The organism is Mycobacterium kiyosense (assembly GCA_021654635.1).
Lineage (GTDB): Bacteria > Actinomycetota > Actinomycetes > Mycobacteriales > Mycobacteriaceae > Mycobacterium > Mycobacterium kiyosense.
Window position 1 is genome coordinate 503,169 of record AP025179.1, and the last position, 16,359, is coordinate 519,527.

The 16,359-nt window shown below is 69.4% G+C and carries 13 protein-coding genes; 7 read left to right on the forward strand and 6 right to left on the reverse strand.

All coding sequences use genetic code 11. The features are described from left to right. The first annotated feature begins 4 nt into the window (after positions 1-4). The 4 genes from L6444_RS02390 (at position 5) to L6444_RS02405 (ending at position 4,879) form a co-directional block, all read left to right on the forward strand. Entirely contained in the window at positions 5-781 is a 777-nt protein-coding gene (locus L6444_RS02390; protein WP_236980165.1) for a crotonase/enoyl-CoA hydratase family protein, read from the forward strand. Between the two features lie 230 nt (positions 782-1,011). Beyond that, the gene (locus tag L6444_RS02395) at positions 1,012-2,505 is read left to right on the forward strand and encodes a class I adenylate-forming enzyme family protein (protein WP_236980167.1); all 1,494 of its coding nucleotides are present in this window, start codon (positions 1,012-1,014) and stop codon (positions 2,503-2,505) included. Next, positions 2,502-2,798 (forward strand): hypothetical protein, encoded by a 297-nt coding sequence (locus tag L6444_RS02400; RefSeq protein ID WP_236980169.1) that lies wholly within the window; start codon positions 2,502-2,504, stop codon positions 2,796-2,798. The genes L6444_RS02395 and L6444_RS02400 overlap by 4 nt, the downstream gene beginning before the upstream one ends. A 272-nt stretch (positions 2,799-3,070) precedes the next feature. Then, positions 3,071-4,879, forward strand: coding sequence for a PE family protein (locus L6444_RS02405; RefSeq protein ID WP_236980170.1), 1,809 nt, complete (start codon positions 3,071-3,073; stop codon positions 4,877-4,879). 51 nt (positions 4,880-4,930) lie between these two features. Here the strand turns inward: L6444_RS02405 and L6444_RS02410 are convergent, their stop codons facing one another. Together L6444_RS02410 and L6444_RS02415 are read right to left on the reverse strand one after the other, a co-directional pair. Then, positions 4,931-6,397, reverse strand: a complete 1,467-nt coding sequence (locus L6444_RS02410; RefSeq protein WP_236980172.1) for a PE family protein — start codon at positions 6,395-6,397, stop codon at positions 4,931-4,933. Between the two features lie 188 nt (positions 6,398-6,585). Continuing rightward, entirely contained in the window at positions 6,586-7,197 is a 612-nt protein-coding gene (locus L6444_RS02415; RefSeq protein ID WP_236980173.1) for a TetR/AcrR family transcriptional regulator, read from the reverse strand. A gap of 303 nt (positions 7,198-7,500) precedes the next feature. On the opposite strand from L6444_RS02415, the gene L6444_RS02420 reads away from it, so the two are divergent. Beyond that, positions 7,501-8,280 carry a crotonase/enoyl-CoA hydratase family protein gene (locus tag L6444_RS02420; RefSeq protein ID WP_236980175.1) on the forward strand — a complete coding sequence of 260 codons (780 nt, stop codon included), beginning with the start codon at positions 7,501-7,503 and terminating at the stop codon, positions 8,278-8,280. Between the two features lie 140 nt (positions 8,281-8,420). Here the strand turns inward: L6444_RS02420 and L6444_RS02425 are convergent, their stop codons facing one another. Further along, positions 8,421-9,890, reverse strand: coding sequence for an aldehyde dehydrogenase (locus L6444_RS02425; protein WP_236980177.1), 1,470 nt, complete (start codon positions 9,888-9,890; stop codon positions 8,421-8,423). 98 nt (positions 9,891-9,988) lie between these two features. Further along, positions 9,989-10,756 carry a class I SAM-dependent methyltransferase gene (locus L6444_RS02430; protein WP_236980185.1) on the reverse strand — a complete coding sequence of 256 codons (768 nt, stop codon included), beginning with the start codon at positions 10,754-10,756 and terminating at the stop codon, positions 9,989-9,991. Positions 10,757-10,799: 43 nt separating this feature from the next. On the opposite strand from L6444_RS02430, the gene L6444_RS02435 reads away from it, so the two are divergent. Further along, positions 10,800-11,954, forward strand: a complete 1,155-nt coding sequence (locus tag L6444_RS02435; protein WP_236980187.1) for a glycosyltransferase family 4 protein — start codon at positions 10,800-10,802, stop codon at positions 11,952-11,954. Between the two features lie 65 nt (positions 11,955-12,019). On the opposite strand, the gene L6444_RS02440 is transcribed toward L6444_RS02435, so the two are convergent. Together L6444_RS02440 and L6444_RS02445 are read right to left on the reverse strand one after the other, a co-directional pair. Further along, a complete protein-coding gene (locus L6444_RS02440; protein ID WP_236980189.1) occupies positions 12,020-13,702 on the reverse strand; it encodes a hypothetical protein in 1,683 nt (560 codons plus the stop codon). 5 nt (positions 13,703-13,707) lie between these two features. Further along, positions 13,708-14,991, reverse strand: a complete 1,284-nt coding sequence (locus tag L6444_RS02445) for a PorA family protein (RefSeq protein WP_236980191.1) — start codon at positions 14,989-14,991, stop codon at positions 13,708-13,710. A gap of 177 nt (positions 14,992-15,168) precedes the next feature. Here L6444_RS02445 and L6444_RS02450 point away from each other — a divergent pair, with 177 nt between their 5' ends. Next, positions 15,169-16,356 carry an acyltransferase family protein gene (locus L6444_RS02450; RefSeq protein ID WP_236980193.1) on the forward strand — a complete coding sequence of 396 codons (1,188 nt, stop codon included), beginning with the start codon at positions 15,169-15,171 and terminating at the stop codon, positions 16,354-16,356. The last annotated feature ends 3 nt before the right edge of the window (positions 16,357-16,359 follow it).

A 16,359-nucleotide genomic window follows, 5' to 3' on the forward strand; every position in this document is an offset into this window, starting at 1 on the left:
CCTTGTGAGCGACGAAGCTACCGAACCCGAGGTCCTGGTCGAACAGCGTGACCGGATCCTGGTCATCACCATCAACCGTCCCAAGGCCAAGAACGCGGTCAATTCCGCGGTGGCTCATGGGCTCGCCGACGCCATGGACCGACTCGACGGCGACGCCGGCCTGTCGGTGGCCGTCCTGACCGGAGCCGGTGGCTCGTTCTGCGCGGGCATGGACCTCAAGGCCTTCGCCCGCGGCGAGCTGCCCATCGTCGAGGGCCGCGGCATGGGGTTCACCGAGCGTCCGCCGGAGAAGCCACTCATCGCCGCGGTGGAGGGTTACGCGCTGGCCGGTGGCACCGAGCTGGCGCTGGCCACGGATTTGATTGTGGCAGCCAAGGATTCGGCGTTCGGCATCCCGGAGGTCAAGCGCGGCCTGGTGGCCGGCGGCGGGGGACTGCTACGGCTGCCCGAGCGCATCCCGTACGCCATTGCCATGGAGCTGGCGCTGACCGGTGACAACCTGTCCGCCGAACGCGCCCACGAGCTGGGTCTGGTGAACGTGCTCGCCGAACCGGGCGAGGTGCTGGACGCCGCGCTGAAGCTGGCCGAGAAGATCGCCGCCAACGGCCCGCTTGCGGTGGCCGCGAGCAAGAAGATCATCGTGGAGTCCCGCGGTTGGAGCCGCGACACCATGTTCGCCGAGCAGATCAAGATCCTGGGTCCGGTGTTCGCCTCCAACGACGCCAAGGAGGGCGCGATCGCGTTCGCCGAGAAGCGCCCGGCGCGCTGGACCGGCACCTGATCCGACAACACCGGCCGTCGTCGCGCCGTCGGGATTCCTGATCTGCTCACCGCCACACTGGCCGCCGCGCACCGGCTAACGGTGGTTCACTACGACGCCGGCTTGGTCGGGGCCTTCGATCATCGGTGGGTGCTGCCCCGAGGCAGCATCTGAGCATCATCTAGACTAAGTTGCTAGTTACACTATGGCCAGGATTTGTAAAGGGTCGGGGATCCCGGAGGGGATTTGATTTGAGCATTTCGTTGCTGCTCGAGATGGCTGCGTCGAGCAACCCGGACCGCATCGCAGTCGTCACCGACGATCTGCGGCTGACCACCCAGCAGCTCAGTGACCTCGCCGACGGCGGAGCCGGAGTGATCGCCGCCTCGGGCGCCCGGCACGTCGTGTACGTCGGTACCGGCGGCACCATGTTGCCGCTGCTCATTTTCGCCACCGCCCGCGCCGGCCTGGCCTTCACCCCGATCAACTACCGGCTGTCCGGCGAGGGCATCGGGGCCCTGATCGAGCGGCTGCCCGAACCGCTGGTGGTCGTCGACGACCGCTACCGCGACATGGTCGCCGGCTCAGCCAAGCACCTGATGACCTCCGACGAATTCCTGACCGCCGCCAACACCGCCGAGCCGGCCGCGGAATTTCCCGACCCGGACGCGGTGGCCGTCGTGCTGTTCACCTCGGGCACCACGTCGCAGCCCAAGGCCGTCGAGCTCTCGCACAACAATCTGACCAGTTATGTCACCGGCACCGTCGAATTCGATTCGGCCGCACCGCAAGACGCCGCGCTGATCTGTGTACCGCCGTATCACGTAGCCGGAGTCGGCGCGGCACTGTCCAACCTGTACGCCGGGCGCAAGATGGTCTATCTGCCCAATTTCGATGCGCAGGAATGGGTCCGGTTGATCGAGGCCGAGCACGTCACGACGGCGACCGTGGTGCCGACCATGCTGGACCGCATCGTCACGGTGCTCGAGTCGGGCGAGCATCGGCTGCCGTCGCTGCGCAACCTGGCCTACGGCGGCTCGAAAGTGCCGCTGCCGCTGGTCCGCCGGGCTCTCGAGTTGTTGCCGCATGTGGGTTTCGTCAACGCCTACGGGCTGACCGAGACCAGTTCGACGATCGCCGTGCTGACCCCCGACGACCACCGGGCGGCACACACTGCGGCCGACGCCGCCGCCGCCCGGCGACTGGGATCGGTCGGCCAACCGGTGCCCGGCATTGAGCTGCAGGTCCGTGACGAGGACGGCAACGTGCTGGGGCCGGGGGAGACCGGTGAGCTGTTCGTGCGCGGCGAGCAGGTGTCGGGTCGCTACACCGGGATCGGCTCGGTGCTCGACGAGCAGGGCTGGTTTCCCACCCGGGACATCGCCATGCTGGACGAGGACGGCTTCCTGTTCATCGGCGGACGCAGCGACGACACCATCATCCGCGGCGGGGAGAACATCGCACCCGCCGAGCTGGAAGAGGTGCTGATCGAGCACTCCCATGTCCGCGACGTGGCGGTGGTCGGTGTCGACGATCCGCAGTGGGGCCAGGCGATCGTGGCCGTGGTGGTGCCTGCCGTGGGTATCGACCCCGATCCCGAGGAACTGCGCGAACATGTGCGCAAGAGTTTGCGGGGGTCGCGTACCCCCGACCGAGTAGTGTTTCGCGACGAGCTGCCCACCACCCCGACCGGCAAAGTGCTGCGGCGGGAGATCATCGAGGGGCTGAAGGGACTGCACGCATGATCAAGAACGGAACCCGTCTCGCCAGCCAGGTGTGTGACACCCAGATCATCGTTGTCCGCAGCGCGGACAGCCTCGACGACCTGCGCTGCGGCGGTGCGCCGATGGTGGAGATGGGCGCCGAGCGTTCCGGCGAGCTGGACCCCGCTTTCGCCGACGGCAGCGTGATGGGCAAGCGCTACGTCGACGAGTCGGGTGCCGAGGTGCTGGTCACCAAGCCGGGCGCGGGCTCGTTGAGTGTCGGGGACATCAAGCTGACCCTCAAAGAGGTCAAGCCGCTGCCGGCCAGCGACTGAGAATTACAGCGCGGGTCCGCTAGGCCCGTCTTCCCCGGGGAGGCCCAGGAGCAGCCCGCCGTTGCCACCGGCGCCACCTGCCCCCGTTCCGGACGGTGGGAGCCACCGTCCTTCCGCCGCCGGGTGGGCGGTCGGCTGCATCCTCGCCGCAGATTTCGGGCCGGTAAACGAAGGAATAAATCTAATCTGCCTTCGGATCCGGAAGGTTCGTTTTACGCTCAGCTCAGTGGCACTGACTCTGGGTGGCTCGCAATGAAGCGAGGGAGGCGGACATGTCCTACGTTGTCGCGGCAACGGACCTGCTGGAAGCGGCAGCATCGGATCTGGCAGGAATCCATTCCGTGCTGGGCGAAGCGGCGGCCGCAGCGGTAGTCCCGACTACGGGAGTCGTGCCCGCTGCTGCTGACGAGGTTTCGGCCGCCCTGGCCGCGCTGTTCGGCAACTTCGGCCGGCAATTCCAGATGATGAGTGCTCAGGCGCAGAGCTTCCACGCGCAGTTCGTCGCGATGCTGAACTCCGGCGCCGGCGCCTACATCAGCGCCGAGATCGCCAATGCCGAGCAGGCTATCGCCAACGCGGTGATTGCGCCGGTGCAGTCACTGCTCGCGGGCGCCGGCTCGCTGGGTTCGGCGGCATCCAGCGGCAACGGACTGCTGGGCGGGCTCATCGGGGCGACGAGCGGCAGCGGCACGGTGGGCTCGCTACTCGGCGGTGTGACCAGCAGCACCGGCGGTCTGACCGGCGTCAGCACCGGCCTGGGCACCGGCCTCGGCGGAGTGTTGAGCGGCGTCACCGCGAGTACCGGGGGTCTGGGCGGCCTCACCGCGGGTCTCGGCAGCGTGGGCAGCACCATCAGCAGCGCCGTGGGCGGATTGACCGGGGCCAGCACGGGTTTGGGTGGGCTGCTCGGTGGCGCCACCCCCTTGAGTGGGCTGCTGGGCGGCCTGACCGGCGGCACCGGCAACATCGGGTCGCTGCTGGGCAACCTGGGTGGCGGCTTGAACGGGGTCGTCGCCTCGCTGGGCGGCTCGCTGGGTGCGCTCGGGAACATCGGTTCGGTCACCGGTTTCCTGAATTCGGTCCCCGGCCTGCTGGGCACGGTCAACAACCTCGGTGCGCTCGGGGCCAACCTGCAGACGACGTTGGCCAGCCTGCTGCCCGGGCTGCCGACTTCGCTTACCGGCCTTGAGAATTCGTTGTCCGGTCTGGTGAACTCGCTGCTGCCCAACCTGGTCAACGTCAACTTCGGCAATGCCGGTCCGGTGTTCACCGGCTTGTTCGGGCCCTACAACCAGTTGGTCTACAACACGGTGACCAACCTGCAGGCGCTCGGCGCCGACTGGCTGGCCGACCCCTTCCCGTTCCTGCGCCAGTTCCTGGCTAACCAGGCGGGCTACGGCCAAACCATCCTGACCGCGCTGCAGACCGGAAACTTCGCGCCGGTGTCGGCGATCCCCGGCAAGATCGCGACCAACTTCGGCAACGTGGTGCACACGCTCACCGACATGTCCGTCACGCCGACCATCGAGGTGCTCACCAGTGGTGGCGCGCCGCTGGCGGTGAACAACATGATCGGGTTGCCGCTGGTGGCGGGCGCGGCGGTGATCGGTCCACCGACCGCCGCATTCCAGGCGGCCCAGGCGGCCGGCGCCGCGTTCACCAGTGCGGTGCAGGCCGGCAATGGCGCGGCAGCGTTCGCCGCCGCGTTCGGGTTCCCGGCGACGGTTTTGGACGGCTTTCTCAACGGACATGCCGTCTTCCCGTACTCGCTGAACTTGGGGCAAATCGCCATTCCGGCAGTGAACTTGTTTGGGATAAACCTGCCATCGATTGTCAACGCCACCGCGGTGGCGAATCTCCCGCTCGACGGCTTGCTCGTGCAACCCGGCTACTACCCCATATCGGTGACTCTTTCGACGCTCGCGGCTCCGATCGTGCCGATCACCTCCGTCGATATCGGCGCCGGCGGTACACCCTTCAGCGGACTGCTGCAGCTCCTGATCAACTACGCACCGCAGCAATTGGCCGTGGCGATCGGCGCGCCCACGTCGCCGCCGCCGCTCATCTCGATCCCGATCTGAGGCCGACCCCCGGACGGCACGGGCCGCAGAGGCGGCTACCTTCGGGGCCTCTCACGGCCCCTGCCGACCGTCGGTTCCGGGCACTCCGAGTATCAGGCCTCCGGCGCCGCCGGTACCGCCGGCAGTGTTGAAGCCGCTACCGCCGTTGCCGCCGTTGCCGATGAATTGCGCGTCTCCGCCGTTACCGCCCGCCGCTGTCAGCAGCCCGATGCCACCGGCGCCGCCTGCTCCGCCGCTGCCGATGATGGCCCCGTTGCCGCCCCGGCCACCAGCTCCTCCCTTGGCCGCGGCTTGGCCGCCATCGCCGGCGTCGCCGCCGCTGCCGATCAGGCCAATAGCGTTGCCGCCGGCGCCACCGTTGCCGCCGGTGTTGTCGACGCCGGTGGCTGATTGGCCACCCGTGCCGCCATGACCGCCGTCGCCGAACAGGCTGCCCCCAGTGCCGCCGTTGCCGCCGTTGCCGCCGATGACGCCCAAGGTGTTGGCGGTGGCCGCACCCCCGGCACCACCTGCGCCGCCGTTGCCGACCGCGCCCGCCGCTCCGCCGTTGCCGCCGTTTCCGCCACCCGCGCCGGCCCCGCCGTTGCCGCCGTTGCCGCTCAACATTCCGCCGGCCCCGCCGTTGCCACCGTTGCCCTTGTAGTGGCTCAGGCTGTTAAGGGCGCCCGCGCCGCCGTTGCCACCGTTGCCGCCGTTGCCGTTGATCAGTCCGCCGTGCCCACCGTCGCCGCCGCTGCCGCCGTATCCGCGTTCCAGCGCGCTGCCGCCGTCGCCGCCCGCCCCACCGGTGCCGAACAACCCGCCGGCATCTCCGCCGGCGCCGCCCTGTCCAGCGGCGACGTGACCGGTGCTGTTGAGGTTGACGCCGCCGACACCGCCGGCACCACCGTTGCCGAACAGCAGCCCGCCGGCCCCTCCGGCGCCACCAGCGCCGGGGAAGAAGTTGACGTTGGCGGATGTCCCGCCGGCCCCGCCGGCGCCACCGTGGCCGATCAATCCGGCGGCGCCGCCGTTGCCACCATTGCCGGCCGCGGAAGTGGCGGTCGCGGGTGTGCCGGATCCACCGTTGCCGCCGTTGCCCCACAGCAGGCCGCCGGGGCCCCCGTTTTGCCCGGTGCCCGCAACGCCGTTGGTGCCGTTGCCGATCAGGGGGCGGCCCAACAGTGCCTGGGTGGGTGCGTTGATCGCGGCGAGTATCTGCTGCTGCAGCAGCTGCCACGGGTTGGCGGCGGCCGCGGCATTGGCCGCTTCGGCGGCGGCGTAGGCGCCGCCGGCCGCGTTCAGGGCCTGCACGAATTGTTGGTGAAACACTACGGCTTGGGCGCTCAGCGCCTGGTAGGCCGCCGCGTGCTCGCCGAACAGCGCAGAGATGGCCACCGATATCTCGTCGGCGGCGGCGGCCAGGATGCCCGTGGTCGGTGCCGCCGCGGCCGCTCCGGCCTCGGCGACCGCCTCGCGGAGGGTTGCTAAATCCGTTGCAGCCGTGCCGATCACGTCAGGAATCGCGGAGACGAACATGCTTAACCCCCAGCTTTGCGGCCTGAGTGTGGCCCGTGTGGCCGCAGCGCGGGGCGATCATCCAGCGACGTGATCGCCCTCACAGCTTAACCAGATCCGCAAGGCTTCACAGGGTATTCCCAGTTAATTGTGCGTATCGAGCAACAAACGCGTGTTGCCGGCGGAGATCCAGTCCTCAGACCGGGAGCTTACGGCTGATCGATCTTATTGCGAGCAACGAATTCCCTTGCCTTGACCAGGAATTCGAGTTGTTCCCCGACGTCTCGCAACGGTCCCACGCTGCGCGTGGAGCGGCACAACATGATCGCGCCTTCCAAAGCGGCGATCGACGTCACCGCCAGAGATGCCGCGTCGCGCCCGTCGAAGCCGTCGGCGACGAACGCGCGTGTCATGGCCGCACACCAGCGGCCCAGGATGTCGCCGGCCTCGGTCTTGAGTTCGAGTTCTTCGTCGGCCGAGCCGAGTGCGGCCGCCGCGACGGGGCAGCCGGCGGTGAAGTCACCCTCGGTCAGTTGGCGTTCCCAGTGCTCGACGAATTCGCGGATCAGGGCCCGTGCGCCGCGGTCGGCGGCCCGGTCGATGACGGTGGTGATGGTGTCGCCCGAGTAGCGCAGCGCCTCGGCCAGGATCTGGTTGCGTCCGTCGGGGAAGTGGTAATACACCGACCCGCGCGGCGCGCCGCTGCGGGCGAGCACCGAATCGATGGTGACCCCGGCGGCGCCACGCTCCCGCATCACCTGGGCTGCGCTGACCACCATCTTGTCCCTGGTGCCGCCGCGCTTGGTGGAGACGGATGTCATGCCGCGTGCGAGGGCTCGGGAGTGGATCCGGTGAGTGGGAAGTGCTGCTCGCGCGGACGAAGTCGACTTCGACGCGGCTCGGGAATCTCACGCGTGAAACGGAGGCCGGCGATATTGAACTCGATGACCCACATTGGTCTCTCCTGGCGCTTCGCACAGGCCTGGGACGCGCCTGTGAATATGTTAAGAAGCATATTCGACGGATGGTTAGTAAGCAAACGCTCGCTGGGCACTTGTGATCTAGACCACCTAGGTAATTATGCAATATTGCATAATTCATACCTTTGGGGTTCACTCACCCGTATGACCACGGTGACCCTGGAGCGGGACGGCCACGTCCTGCTGATCGGCCTGAACCGGCCGCACAAGCGCAATTCCTTCAACCGCGAGATGCTGGCCGACCTGTCTCGCGCCTACGCGGTACTGGAATCCGACGACGAGTTGCGCGCCGGTGTGCTGTTCGCCCACGGCGACCATTTCACCGCCGGTCTGGACCTGATCGACGTGGCGCCCGGCATAGCCGCGGGGGAATCCGTTCAGCCCGCGGACGGCCGAGACCCCTTCCGGTTGGACGGCCCCTGGCAGACCCCGTTGATCGCCGTCGCGCACGGTTGGTGCATGACGCTGGGCATCGAACTGCTGCTGGCCGCCGACATCCGCATCGCCGCCGCCGGCACCCGGTTCACCCAGCTGGAGGTGCAGCGCGGCATCTATCCGTTCGGCGGCGCCACGATCCGGCTGCCCCGCGAGGCGGGGTGGGGGAACGCCATGCGCTGGCTGCTCACCGGCGACGAGTTCGACGCCGCCGAGGCTTACCGTCTCGGGCTGGTCCAGGAAGTCGCCGACGACGCGGCGACCGCGCAGGCCCGGGCCCGCGAGATCGCCGCCACCATCGCCGAACGCGCCGCCCCGCTGGGGGTGCGGGCCACGCTGGCCTCGGCGCATCTGGCGCGTACTCGGGGTGAGGCCGCGGCGATCGAACGGCTGCGGCCGGCCGCGGCCGAACTGTTCGCCAGCGCCGATGCCGCCGAGGGTGTGCAGTCGTTCGTCGAGCGCCGACAGGCTAGGTTCCAGGGCCGCTAGGCCCGTTCACCCCGCCGCCAGCCCCCGCTCAGCCGGCCTCGAGTCCCGCCGACTGCGAACTAGACGACGCTCAATCGGCGTGTCGCGCAGCACAATTCACACTCGGCGGCCAGAAACCGGCTACGGCAACCAGAAACGAGTTACTCGACCGTGTAACCCATCGGCATCAGCACGCTCTTCTGCTGGGTGAAGTGCTCGACACCCTCGGGTCCGTTCTCCCGGCCGATGCCCGAGTTCTTGTACCCGCCGAACGGGCAGCACGGGTCGAACGCGTACCAGTTGATCGCGTAGGTCCCGGTGCGGATCTGCTCGGAGATCTTGATGCCGCGCGGCACGTCGGTGGTCCACACGCTGCCGGCCAGGCCGTACACCGAGTCATTGGCGATCTTGATCGCGTCCTCTTCGGTGTCATAAGGGATGATGCTCAGCACCGGCCCGAAGATCTCCTCCTGGGCGATCGTCATCTTGTTGTCGACGTCGGCGAAAACCGTTGGCTGCACAAAGAATCCGTTGTCCAGGCCCTCGGGACGGCCGCCGCCGCAGACCAGCCGCGCGCCTTCCTCGATGCCCTTGGCGATGTAACCCTCGACCCGTTCGCGCTGCTTCTCCGAGATCAGCGAGCCGATCTGGGCGGCCGGGTCCGACGGCGGCCCCACCGGCAGTGCCTGCACGAAAGCGCTTACCGCGTCCACGATTTCGTCGTAGCGCGACCGCGGCGCCAGGATGCGGGTCTGGCCCACGCAGGCCTGTCCGGTGTTCATGATCCCGGAGAACACCATCATCGGGACGGCGGCGGCCAGGTCGACGTCCTCGAGCACGATGGCCGCCGACTTCCCGCCCAGCTCCAGGGTGCACGGCTTGAGCATGTCGGCGGCGCGCTTGCCGATCTCCTTGCCGACCGACGAGCTGCCGGTGAAGGTGAACAGGTCGACATCGGGGTTGGAGGTCAGCGCCTGCCCGGTCTCGATGCCGCCGGGCACCACCGACAGCACGCCCTCGGGCAGCCCGGCGTCGGCGAACACTTCAGCCAAAGCGTTTGTGGTCAAAGGGGTTTCGGCGGCCGGCTTGAGCACCACGGTGCAGCCGGCCAGCAGCGCCGGACCCAGCTTGTTGACCGCCAGGAACAGCGGCACGTTCCACGCCACGATCGCGCCCACCACGCCGATCGGTTCGCGGTGCACGATGGTCTGCCCGTAGGAGCCGTTGCGGATCTCGCGCCACTTGACCTGGTCGACGGCGGGGCCGGCGAAGAAGCTCATCGCCCCCATCGAACCCATCCAGTGCATCGTCTCGATGGTCATCGGCGGCTGCCCGGTCTCGTCGGCGAGCAGCTTGGCGAACAGCTCCTTGCGCTCCTCGAGCAGCTGCTGTGCCTTGGCGAGGACGGCAGCACGCTCCTGGGGCGGCATCGTCGGCCAGGGACCGTTGTCGAACGCGGCGCGCGCCGCGGCGACGGCCGCGTCCACGTCGGCCGGCGCGGCCAACGGCACCTTGCCGACGTACTCGCCGGTGGCCGGGCAGTGCACCTCGATGACCTGGTCGGTCGACGGCTCGACCCACTTGCCGCCGATGAAGAGTTTGTCGTACTCCGTCGTGTCGCTCTTGGTCATATTCCGCGGATCCTCCTCATTGCTCCGCCCTGCATCGTCGCCGGCGGACTCATGCGCGCCACCCTACCCAAGCCGCCGCGAAATTAGAACACGTTGCATTATCGCGGTGAGAGGACCAGCACCAGATTGCTCACCAGGAACTCCCGCAGCAGCGGCACCCACGTCAACCCCCACGCCCAGCGCGGGTGGTAGCGAGGGAAAGTCGCGATCAACGCGCCGGTGCTGGCGGCCCACTCCAGGCCGTCGGCGGCCGACACCGCGAACAACGACGACCCGTAGTTGTTTTTGGCCGGGTGGCCGTGTTTGCGGGCATATCGGGCGGCGGCGCGGGCGCCGCCGAGGTAGTGGGTCATACCCATTTCGTGCCCGCCGAACGGGCCCAGCCACACGGTGTAGGAAAGCACCACCAGCCCGCCCGGCCGGGTCACCCGCAGCATCTCGTTGCCGAGTTGCCACGGCCGCGGCACGTGCTCGGCGACGTTGGACGACAGGCAGATGTCCACCGAGTCGTCGGCGAACGGCAGCGCCATGCCCGACGCCCGGACGAACCTGCCGACCCGGGGCGCCAAATTGGGCCCGGCGGCGTGCATTTCGCCGGGATCGGGCTCCACGCCGAGGTAGCGGACCCCGGCGTCGTCGAACGCCGACGCGAAGTAGCCGGGCCCGCCGCCAACGTCGATCAGCGTGGTCCCGGCCAGGTCCCGGCCGCGCAGCGCCAGCCACAGGTCCCCGACCATGGCGACGGTGTCGGCGGCCAGCGCGCCGTAGAACCGCGCCGGGTCGGGCTGCTCGTAGCGGAATTCCGAGAGCAGTCGCACCGACCGGCGCAGCGTCGCGCGCCGCGCGAAGAGGTCGGTGACCGGCATGCGGAAACCCTACGGCCCGCACCTGCCACTACGCTGGTGACCGATGTCTGACCTGCGCTCCGTCCTGCTGCTGTGCTGGCGCGATACCGGCCACCCGCAGGGCGGTGGCAGCGAGACATATCTGCAGCGCATCGGCGCGCAGTTGGCCGCCGAAGGCGTCGCCGTCACGCTGCGCACCGCCCGGTACCCGGGCGCGCCCCGCACCGAGGTGGTCGACGGGGTGCGCATCAGCCGTGCCGGCGGGCGCTACTCGGTCTACATCTGGGCGTTGCTGGCCATGGCGCTCGCCCGGGTCGGGCTGGGTTCGCTGCGGCACGCCCGGCCCGACGTCGTCGTGGACACCCAGAACGGCCTGCCGTTCCTGGCCCGGCTGGTGTATGGACGACGCTCGGTGGTGCTGGTGCATCACTGTCACCGCGAGCAGTGGCCGGTGGCCGGCCCGGTGCTGTCCCGGGTGGGCTGGTTCGTCGAATCGTTGTTGTCGCCGCGGCTGCACCGGCGCAACCAGTACGTGACGGTGTCGCTGCCGTCGGCGCGCGACCTGGTGACGCTCGGGGTGGACAACGAGCGGATAGCGGTGGTGCGCAACGGCCTCGACGAAGCGCCGCCGCAGACGCTGTCGGCGCCGCGGGCGACCGCGCCACGGGTGGTGGTGCTGTCCCGGCTGGTGCCGCACAAGCAGATCGAGGACGCGCTGGAGTCGGTCGCCGAACTGCGCCCGCGGATCCCGGGTCTGCACCTCGACGTGGTCGGCGACGGCTGGTGGCGCCCGCGGCTGGTCGACTACGTGCACAAGCTGGGTATCGGTGACGCCGTCACCTTCCACGGCCATGTCGACGACGTGACCAAACACCATGTGCTGCAGAGCGCTTGGGTGCAGCTGCTGCCGTCCCGCAAGGAAGGCTGGGGTCTGGCGGTGGTCGAGGCCGGCCAGCATAGCGTGCCCACCATTGGATACCGGTCCTCCGGCGGTCTGTCCGACTCGGTCATCGACGCGGTGACCGGCATCCTGGTCGACCACCGCGGTGAGCTGGTGGACCGGCTGGAGGAGTTGTTGGACGACCAAGTGCTGCGCGATCAGCTCGGCGCCAAGGCACAGGCGCGCAGCGGGGAGTTCTCCTGGCGGCAGAGCGCCGCCGCGATGCGTGCGGTGCTGGAGAAGGTGCAGGCGGGCGAGTACCTCAGCGGTCTGGTCTGAGTAAGCCCCCGGCTTCGCCCGCTGCGCCCCGTTGCCGCGTCGCCTGACGTGAGATCAGGGCGGTCTCAAGACCGGTTTTCCGCCCTCATTTCACGCGAGACGAGCGCTCCGACCGCCCCGCCGACGAGCATCAGCAGCCACGCCCAGTGGGCGGCCAGCACGGTGCGACGACGCCCGGCCGGCACACCCGGAGCCGCCCCGCCGATCCGGTATAGCGTCAGATCGCCGTCCCGGTAGACCGGCGACAGCCCCGCCGCGGTCCGCGCAAAGGCGCCCATGTCACCGGGCGTGCCCGACTCGACCACCAGCCACCGCACCCCCGCCGAAGCCAATGCTGACGGCTCGGTTCCAGCCAACAGCGCCTGCTGAACCGCGCGGGCGTGCGAGCCCTCGCCGGGCACGGTGACGCCGGAGATCACCAGGTCGCCGGTGCTCAGCACGTCGGCGCGCACCCAGCGGGGCAGCGGCTCGAGCACCGGCGCCGGGCCCGACCAGGCGAAGCGCCGCATGGTGCCGGCCGGCAACACCGCCACCGGTCCGGGATCGCCGTTGATCCGGCTGGCCACCGCCGTCCAGCCCGGCGGATAGCGCACCGGCGTCACCTTGCCCCACACACCGAACGCCAGGTCGGGCAACGCCAGCAGCAGCGCCACGCAGCACACCGTGGCAGCGACCGCCGGCCGCCAGCGGCGGAGCGTCACCACCGCACCCGCGCCGGCCAGCGCGTAGCCAGGCATCGCCAGCGCCACCCACTTCTGCCCGTCGCGCAGCATCCCGAAGGCCGGTGCCTGTTCGACCAGCGCCCGCAACAGATGCAGGCCCGGGCTGGTGGCCAGCAGCGTCGGCGCCAGCACCGACACCCCGGCCAGCGCCAGCAGCGGCAGCGCCGTACCCCGGCGCAGGACCACGGGCAACCCGGCCGCCACCACCGCGAGCAGTACCAGAGCCGACACCACCGCGAACAGCGTTGTGCGTGACGACGGGACGGCCGATCCGTTCCATATCCCGCCCAGGCTGGCCAGGCTGACCAGGGTGCCCAGCCCCGGTTCGGCGCGCGCGGCGAACACGTCGACGCCGACGGCATCGCCGGCGTTCAGCGACGAGCCCAGCACGGACGCCGTCAGCCACGGCAAAGCGCCCACCACCGCGCAGCCCGTGGCTGCCACCGCGCACAGCCACCGCGGCCGGCCCGACCCCGGGGCGGCCACACACACCAGTGCCACCGCCGCCGCCAGCAGCAGACCGGTCGGCGTCAGCCCGGCCAGCCCAATCCAGCACGCCAGCCCCCAAAATCCGCGGCCCCGCGACCGCAACTGCAGACTGGCCGCAGCCACCCACGGCAGGCACCCGTATCCGACCAGCAAACTCCAATGGCCTTGCAGCAGCCGCTCGGCGACGTAGGGATTCCACACCGCCAGCGTCGCGGCGACGAACTCACCGGGCACACCCGCGTCGGGCAGCACCGACCCGGCCAGTCGCGCCGCCCCCCAGCCGGCCAGCCACAGCCCGAGCAGCAGCAGCGCTTTGACCAGTACTCCGCCGTCGACCAACCCCGACGCCAGCGCCAGCGCGAAATCCTGGGGTGTGGCGCGCGGTGCGGCTGTGAGACCCAACGCGGTGTCGGACAGATAGGAGCGCGGCGTGGAGACCGCGTCCCGCAACAGCAGATAGCCGGGACGCAGCAGCGGCGCGCCCACCAGCAGCGCCAGGGTCAAGGAGTACGCCGGCCGGGCCAGCTCGGCCCGCACCGCGGTCAGTCCCGTTCGGGTGGGCCCGTCGGAGGTTCAGCGGGCGGGCCGGTGGGGCCCGGGTCGCCCGACTCGGCCGTCGGTGAATCCGCCGGCGGTGGCTCGTCGGGCGGTTCGGGTCGCTGCGCCGGTATCTTCTCGGTCACGGCTTCGGCGCCGGGCACCGGCGGTTCCAGGCCGGCGCGGCGCAGGAAGTCGGTGTCGTCGCGGTCCAGGCCGGGATCGGTCAGCGCGCTTTCGGTGCGCAGGCTGAACGACGCCAGCACGCCGCCGCCGATCAGCGCGATCAATCCGATCGCGGTGAGCGTGATGGGCAGCACGCGCGACCATAGCGCCATCCGGTCCCGCTCGTCGCGGGCCGCGTTGACCTGCGATTCCACCGTGTCCGGAGTCGAGGTCACCTTGTAGTCGGCCAGCGTCACCTCGGGCTTGAGCGCGTCGCGCGCGTAGTAGTGGTGGGCCTGGTCGGTTTGCTTGACGATGGTCCCGGATACTGGGTCCACCCAGAAGGTCCGCTTAGCCGTGTAGTAGCGGGTCATGGTGATCTGCTCGCCGGGCTCACCGGGCACGCCCCACATCTGGGCGCTGGTGGTGATCTTGCGGTCTTCTTCGCCGGAGTACAGCGACGGGTACGGGATGGGGGCCACCGGGTTGCCTTCGGAGTTGACCCCGACGGTTTGGGTGAACCGGTATGCGGTCAGCCCGTTGACGTCTTCTTCACCCTCGTATTCGGCGTCGAACGTCTTCTGCGCGATCGCGTCGAAGTACGGGTAGGACTTGCGCTCGGTGTGGATCGGGAAGCGGTAGGACAACCCGCGGTGGGTCAGCGGCGTCGACGTCGGCGGGCTTTCGTCGCCGATGCCGCGCGGCTTCTGCACCGACCCGCCCGGGTGCGAGTCGTCGGAAACCGCCATGGCCGTCTTGCGGTTGAGGGTGACGGTGTCGACGATGGCCAGCAGCAAACCGCTGTCCTTCTGTTTGTCGCTGCGCCGCACCGAGGAGCCGACCTGCAGCGTGACTACTTGGGCGTTGGACGGCAGCTCCACACTGACTTGCTGCTGGGATACCAGCGGCACGTTCTGGTTGACCACCACGTGGTCCCCGGACAGCGACGCCGCATCCAGTGCGGTCCCGTTGCCCTCGCTGATCAGCGTGGCGTCGATGTTCAGCGGGATCTTTTCGATTCTGCTGCTGGTGTAGGCCGACAGCAGTAGCGCGGCGGTCAGCAGCGCGGCTCCGAGTCCGATGGCGCCGCATGCGGCGAAGCGCAACATGACTGCTCGGTTCACGTTGCTGTGACCTCCTTCTGGTCCCTGGACACATCGGTGACTCGGCGGCGCCGGCCCGCTCCGACTGATCGAGCAGCGAGGCAAACCCGTTCGACCCTAACAGCAGAAACTAAGGCGACGTTGTGCGAACCGGCCCGCTTGCCGGGTAGTTCCCCTGTACCCGCTCAGCGGGTGGACATGCACAGGCAGACTGGGACCGTGACCGACGGCGCGCAGGTGGGTGGCACCCGTAGCTTCCTGCCCGCCGTCGAGGGGTTGCGCGCCTGCGCGGCCATGGGCGTGGTGGTCACCCACGTGGCTTTTCAGACCGGGCATTCCAGCGGGGTGGACGGCCGGTTGTTCGGTCGCTTCGACCTGGCGGTGGCGGTGTTCTTCGCGTTGTCGGGTTTTCTGTTGTGGCGCGGACATGCGGCGGCCGCCCGCAACCTGAAGCCGCGGCCGCGTACCGGCCACTACCTGCGGTCGCGGGTGGTGCGCATCATGCCGGCGTATCTGGTGGCGGTGGTGGTGATTCTGACGTTGCTGCCGGAGTCCGACCACGCCAGCCTGACCGTGTGGTTGGCGAACCTGACGCTCACCCAGATCTATGTGCCGCTGACCCTGACCGGCGGGTTGACGCAGATGTGGAGCTTGTCGGTGGAGGTCAGCTTCTATTTGGCGCTGCCGATTCTCGCGTTCGGCGCCCGACGGCTGCCGGTGGGCGCGCGGGCGCCGGTGATCGCTGCGTTGGGTGCGCTGAGCTGGGTCTGGGGGTGGTTGCCGCTGGCGGTGCTGGGCGGCGGCCTGGAGGCCAACCCGCTGAACTGGCCGCCCGCCTATTTTTCCTGGTTCGCGGCGGGCATGTTGCTGGCCGAGTTGGTGTACAGCCCGATCGGCTGGGTGCATCGGCTGTCGAGGCGACGGGTGGCGATGGCCGCGATCGCGCTGGCCGCCTATCTGGTGGCGGCCTCCCCGCTGGCCGGTCCGGCTGGCCTGGTGCCCAGTAGCGCCGCGCAGTTTTCGGTGAAGACGGCGATGGGTGCGCTGGTGGCGTTCGCGCTGGTGGCTCCGTTGGTGCTGGACCGCGCGGGCACGCCGCACCGGTTGTTGGGCAGCACGCTGATGGTGACGTTGGGCCGGTGGTCCTACGGGCTGTTCATCTGGCACCTCGCCGCGCTGGAGATGGTGTTCCCGGTGCTGGGCATCTTCGCGTTCAACGGCCATATGCCCGTGGTGCTGGCGTTGACGCTGGTCTTCGGGTTCGCGCTGGCGGCGGTCAGCTACGCCCTGGTCGAGTCGCCGTGCCGGGGAGCGTTGCGGCGCTGGGAGAAACGCGAGCACAAAGCCGAGCCGACGGATCGGGAAGCCGACGCGATCGCGCCCTGAACC